A 1,718-nucleotide genomic window follows, 5' to 3' on the forward strand; every position below is an offset into this window, starting at 1 on the left:
CGAGGGTGCCGCGGACGCGGCATCCGCTCACTCCACCTGGCGGTCGTCGGCGTGCCGGGCGAGCCCGCGGCCGTAGCGCTCGGTGAGCTGCACCATGAGATCGGGCGTCTCGCGGTCGAGGCCGAACACGTAGCCAGGAAAGTCCAGCTCGCGCTGCGCCGCCCAGATCTCTTCATGGCGCTCTGGGGGGAGGATCTGCACCGGCGTGCCGACGGCGACCCACCCGATCGGCACCACCGTCTCGGGCGGCAGCACGGTGCGCAGGTGCACGACGGCGTTGATGCGCACCTCGCATCGGTCGCCGATCCGGGCGCCGTTGAAGATCCGTGTGCCGGTGGCCAGAAACACCTCGTCGCCGATCGTCGCGCCCGAGATGCTCGCCATCGGCCCGACCAGCACATGGTCGCCGATGTGCACGGGATTGGCCGAGGTCGCCCGGATCAGCGCGTTCTCCATGACGATGACGTTCTCGCCGAGGGTGACCGCGCCGCCTTCGGCCGTGATCACGGCGCCATGGAGCACCTGGCAGTCTGCGCCGATGGTCACATCGCCGCTGATGACGGCGGTGGCGGCCACGACCGCGTCGGGATGGATGCGGGGGCTGGCCCCGAGATGCTCGAACTGCACGCAACCTCCTCGGTCAGCGCCAGCGTAGCGCTCGGCACCGCCGCAGGAAGGGTGTCACGTGGTCGGGACACAGCCGCCGCGTGATTAGGCTTGACRATGCCCTTTCCCGCGGGCAGCTCCCCTCACCTGTTCGAAGGCTCCACCATGTCGCTCCCCCTCCTTGACACCCCTCCCATCGTGCGCGACGTGTTCGACACCGTTGTGACGCGCAATCCCGACGAGCCGGAATTCCTGCAGGCCGTCCACGAGGTGCTCGAGTCGATCGCACCCGTGCTCGAGGCGCACCCGCAGTTCGTCGAGAACGGCATCCTGGAGCGGCTCGTCGAGCCGGAGCGACAGATCATCTTCCGCGTGCCGTGGGTCGACGACGCCGGCCGGCTGCAGGTCAACCGCGGCTTCCGCGTGCAGTTCTCGTCGGTGCTCGGCCCCTACAAGGGCGGGCTGCGCTTCCACCCGTCGGTCAACCTCTCCATCATCAAGTTCCTCGGCTTCGAGCAGATCTTCAAGAACGCGCTGACCGGCCAGGGCATCGGCGGCGCCAAGGGCGGCAGCGACTTCGATCCGCACGGTCGATCGGATGCCGAGATCATGCGGTTCTGCCAGTCGTTCATGAACGAGCTCTACCGGCACCTGGGTGAGCACACCGACGTGCCCGCGGGCGATATCGGCGTGGGCGCGCGCGAGATCGGCTACCTGTTCGGCCAGTACCGCAAGATCACCAACCGGCACGAGTCGGGCATGTTCACCGGCAAGGGCGTGCAGTGGGGCGGCGCCGAAGTGCGCACCGAGGCGACCGGCTATGGTGCGGTGTACTTCGCGCAGGAGATGCTCGCCGTGCACGGCGAATCCCTCGAAGGCAAGCGCGTCGGGGTGTCCGGTTCGGGCAACGTCGCGATCTATGCGATCGACAAGGCCTACCAGCTCGGCGCGACGCCGGTCACGGCCTCCGACTCCTCCGGCTACGTCGTCGACGACGCCGGCATCGACCTCGCCCTGCTTCGCCAGGTGAAGGAGGTCGACCGCACCCGGATCTCGGCGTACGCCGCCCAGCGCTCCAGCGCGCGCTTCGTTGAGGGCGCACGCCCCTGGGA

At 68.8% G+C, this 1,718-nt stretch carries 2 protein-coding genes; one reads left to right on the forward strand and one right to left on the reverse strand.

Translation table 11 applies throughout. The features are described 5' to 3' along the window. Positions 1-27: 27 nt before the first annotated feature. The gene (locus AC1DVT_RS20065; protein WP_457101555.1) at positions 28-627 is read right to left on the reverse strand and encodes a gamma carbonic anhydrase family protein; all 600 of its coding nucleotides are present in this window, start codon (positions 625-627) and stop codon (positions 28-30) included. Positions 628-771: 144 nt separating this feature from the next. Here AC1DVT_RS20065 and AC1DVT_RS20070 point away from each other — a divergent pair. Further along, on the forward strand, positions 772-1,718 hold a 947-nt coding region (locus AC1DVT_RS20070; protein WP_477391133.1), incomplete at its 3' end, for a Glu/Leu/Phe/Val dehydrogenase dimerization domain-containing protein.

This window comes from Microbacterium sp. P2_F9, from assembly GCF_056403635.1.